The 4330-nt window shown below is 51.3% G+C and carries 2 protein-coding genes; both read right to left on the bottom strand.

Going from position 1 to position 4330, the window contains the following annotated elements:
* Nucleotides 1–2578, bottom strand: a 2578-nt coding sequence (locus tag ACWA6V_RS18040; protein ID WP_449523793.1) for a molybdopterin-dependent oxidoreductase, incomplete at its 3' end; no start/stop codon positions are given.
* 288 nt (nucleotides 2579–2866) lie between these two features.
* Nucleotides 2867–4330 (bottom strand): methyl-accepting chemotaxis protein (locus ACWA6V_RS18035; RefSeq protein WP_449523792.1); only part of this gene is annotated, 1464 nt, incomplete at its 5' end.

The raw sequence follows: 4330 nt of genomic DNA, 5'->3' as shown, positions 1-4330 counted from the left end.
CTGCATTGCCAGTTTGCGAAGCGCAGAGCAGCAGCAATTCAGGTTTGGGCTGTGCAGGTGCAGCCATAGATGTAACCCCCATAGGAAGCACACGGCTAAACATACCCGCAAGCAGACCATTTACCCAGGTGCGATGATTGGGATTAATAGGTGCATCTGCAGGCAGTGCGGGCACAGCGGAAATTAACTTTGCAGTAGCGTGCAGGCCGCTGATATAACCGCCCAGATAAGTGCGCTCGGCTTCTGAGAAATTGGGGGCTACGGCTTCTACTACGCCGATTTTTTCGGCGAAGGTTTTAATCAGGGTCATGCTGGTTTCCTCAGCCACGGCGGCAAAAGCCATAGAGCTGGTGTAATCATAGTCGTGGGCAGCGGAATTTTCGGCGGAATCTTTTTCCTCCACAAATACGTCGACACGCTTAAGTGCGACGGCGGCTATTTTTAATTCTGGCTGCTGCGAAATTGCATCGATTTTATCGCTGGTCACTGCATTGATACAGAGGTTATCGCCGTAGACATCGTTCCAGTGGATGGGTGCAAAACAGCAGCCAGGTTGCACGCGATCCGTCACCACCGCAGGTAAAATAGCGTAGCCGCGACGCGAGCGGATCTCCACTTTGTCTTTATTTTTGATACCTAATTCAGCCGCATCTTGCGGATGAATTTCCACAAAGGTGCCAGGATTTAATTTATTGAGCGTGGCAATTTTTCCGGTTTTAGTCAGCGTGTGCCACTGGTGCTGAACGCGGCCGGTATTTAGTACCATGGGAAATTCAGCATCAGGCATTTCAGCCGGATTTACATGGGGGCGCGCATGAAAAATAGCTTTGCCAGAATCAGTCGCAAATTGCAGCAAAGGAGCGCTGCCATCATCCATTAACTTTAATGGTTGATTGATACCGGTATTTAAATAGCGGATCGGATTGCGCGTAGAGGTTTCATCGGCACAGGGCCATTGCAGTGGCGACTCGCGCAAACGTGTGTAATTAACACCGCGCAAATCGTACCCAGTTTTGGGGTTATAACTTTGTTTGATTTCTTCAAATACGTCAGCGGCGGAATTAAAACTGAATCCCTCACTAAAACCCATCTCGCAGGCGACGCGCGCAATAATTTCCCAATCGGCCATAGCTTCACCGGGTGGGCTCACTGCTTCTTGCATGAGGGTGATATTGCGCTCGGAGTTGATCATCACCCCTTCGGCTTCCGCCCATAACGCACCGGGCAATAAAATATCGGCGTAGCGATTGGTTTCGGTATCGAGGAACGCATCCTGTGCGATGACCAATTCTGCTTTTTGCAGACCTTCAATAACGATTTTACGATTGGGGACAGACGCAACCGGATTAGTGCAAATTACCCAGCAAGCTTTTACTTCGCCGGCAGCCATGCGCTCAAACAAATCGACGGTGCCTTTGCCGAGTTTGGTGCTGATACTGCCCGGTTCAACACCCCACAGATTTTCGATAAATTCACGGTCTTTTTCCATTAGCAATGTGCGCTGCCCCGGTAAACCCGGGCCCATATAACCCATCTCGCGCCCGCCCATGGCATTGGGTTGTCCGGTAAGTGAAAAAGGGCCGCTGCCGAGGCGACAAATTTTTCCTGTCGCTAAATGTAAATTGCAAATTGCATTGGTATTCCAGGTGCCGTGAGTGCTTTGGTTTAAGCCCATGGTCCAGCAAGTCATAAACTCGGGCGCATTGCCGATCATGTCAGCAGTTTTAATCAACGACTCGATTGAGAGACCGGTTATCTCACTGACGTTTTCCGGTGTGTAATCCGCTAAAAATATCGGAAAATTTTCCCAGCCTTGCGTGTATTGCGCGATAAATTCTGGATCAGTTTTACCATTTTTGTGCAGCAAAAATAACAGACCGTTTAAGAACGCGAGATCAGTGCCAGGCTTGATCGGCAGATACAGATCCGCTTTGTCCGCGGTTGTAGTGCGGCGCGGATCGACCACAATTAATTTCGCACCGGCTTTGACGCGATCCATCATGCGCAAATACAAAATCGGGTGGCAGTCGGCCATGTTCGCGCCAATCACCAAAAACAAATCGCTGTGGTCAAAATCCTGGTAGGAACCGGGTGGCGCATCGGAGCCGAGCGAGAGCTTGTAACCGGCGCCTGCACTCGCCATACACAAGCGCGAATTGGATTCGATATTGTTGGTGCGTAAAAAACCTTTGGCGAGTTTGTTGGCGAGGTATTGGGATTCAATCGACATCTGCCCCGAAACATAAAAACTGATGGCATCGGGACCGTGCTTATCCAGAATTTCACGCAGGCGCTTGGCGGTAGTGCTGATAGCCTGCGCCATGGGTGTCATTACGGGATCTCGGTTGCGCTCGCTGCGCACAAAAGCGGATTCCATTCGGCCGGAATTGGTGAGCGCCTGGGCGCTGGTCTGGCCCTTGGTGCACAGGCGGCCAAAATTGGAGGGATGGTTTTTATCACCCGTGACCTTGGTGATTTTTTTGCCGTCAGTTTCCAGCACCATGCCGCAGCCAACACCACAATAAGGGCACACTGAACGCACGGATTTACTATCGTTTTCAAGAACGGATTCAGACATAGACTTGCAACTCCTCATTGGGAGGGGTTTAGCAAGCGCTATGCCAGTGGCTGATGGAAGTGGCGAAGACAGTTTAACCTATTGATTTCATGAGAGTAATTTTGAATTTTTTCAAAAAAGCTCCCCCTGTTGCAGTCAGATGCAGCCTCCACACCATATTTTCTGCATCATCTAAATGCAGTTTTTCACTTGTCGGGCATGGGTTTGTTTTTTGTTGGTGCAAGAGAGGCGCTGAACAACCGCTATAACTTGCGAGCAACTCATTGCTCTTGCACCAAAATAAGACAATTATCTGGTTTTAAACTCTCCAACCAATTGTTGTAACTCTGCACCGACGCTGGCCAACTCGTCTCCTGATTGGTTGGAGCGCGCCGCATAGCGACCTGCGGATTCGGTAGCATCAGCAATCACATGCATGCTTCGGTTAATCGACTCAATCACTTGGGTTTGCTCTTCTGCAGCGGTGGCAATTTGCAAGCCGCGCTGACTGATGGTGCTGACTTGCTGGTCGATTGCACCGAGCGCCTCCGAGGTGGCACAGACCATCTGGACCGAGACATCGCCCTTGACCAAACTGCGCTTGATCGACTCGCTGGCGCTGTTAGTGCTGGCTTGCAAGCGCTGAATCATAGCTTGAATTTCTTGGGTGGATGACTGGGTGCGCGCGGCTAATGCGCGCACTTCATCCGCTACCACCGCGAACCCGCGCCCCTGTTCGCCAGCCCGCGCCGCTTCAATGGAAGCGTTGAGCGCGAGCAAATTGGTTTGCTCGGCGATACCACGAATAACATCTGACACAGCGCCAATACCATTCACATCCTGCTGCAACAGCTGCAATCCCTCGGTGTTGAGCTTCACTTCAGAAGAAAGCGCCTGAATGTTATCGATCGACTTGGCGGCGGTTGATTGTGCATCTTTGGTAGTAGATTCAGCCAGATTGGCGGCCGCAGCCGCATCTTGCGTACTACGGGCAACTTCGACTGCAGATGCTGCCATTTCGTTGATGGCACTGGCAACTTGCAAGGTTTGTTCACGTTGCTGTTCAAGGGTTTGGTAGGTAGCACTGGTGTCTTGCGAGACCTGCTGGCTGATACTTGCAACTTGCAGGGTGAGCTGCTGGATACGCTGGATCATCCCGTGAATGGAATCCACAAAACTGTTAAACGCCGAAATAACCGCACCGATTTCATCGTTGCTGGTACGTGTCAGACGACGAGTCAAATCGCCACCGCCACGCGCTATATCTTCCAGGCTGCGCACCAAACCGTTGAGTGGAGCCAGCGTTTTATTGGCAATATATATCGCGAGCAGCGCAATCGCCCCCAGCAATACCAACGCCGCCACAAAAACCCACATCAATGTCGCGGTGATGTGTTCATCAGCCACTGCGCGTGCCGAAGCGACCGCACTATCGATACTATCTATATAAAACCCGGTTCCCAGCATTAGGTCCCACTTGTCGAGCCAAATGGCGTAGCTGAGTTTTGGATAGGCAGTATCGCCCTGGCCTAAACGTGGAAAATGGTAGGTGACAAAACCGCCGCCCGCCTGCCCCTGCTTGACCAGCTCATTGATCAGGAAGACGCCATTAACGTCTTTGTAGTCGCGAAAGCTGTCGCCAATACGCGCACTGTCACTGCCGGAAAACACCCGTATCGAGCTGCCATCGTAGCCAAAGTAGTAGCCATCTTTGCCGTTTTTCAATTGTTTCAACAGGGTGATGGCCTGGTCTTTTTCGGCGGACTCACCCTT

The organism is Cellvibrio sp. (assembly GCF_053579595.1).
Note: the sequence above shows the minus strand (reverse complement) of the source record. Positions and strands in the feature narration are given on the sequence as shown.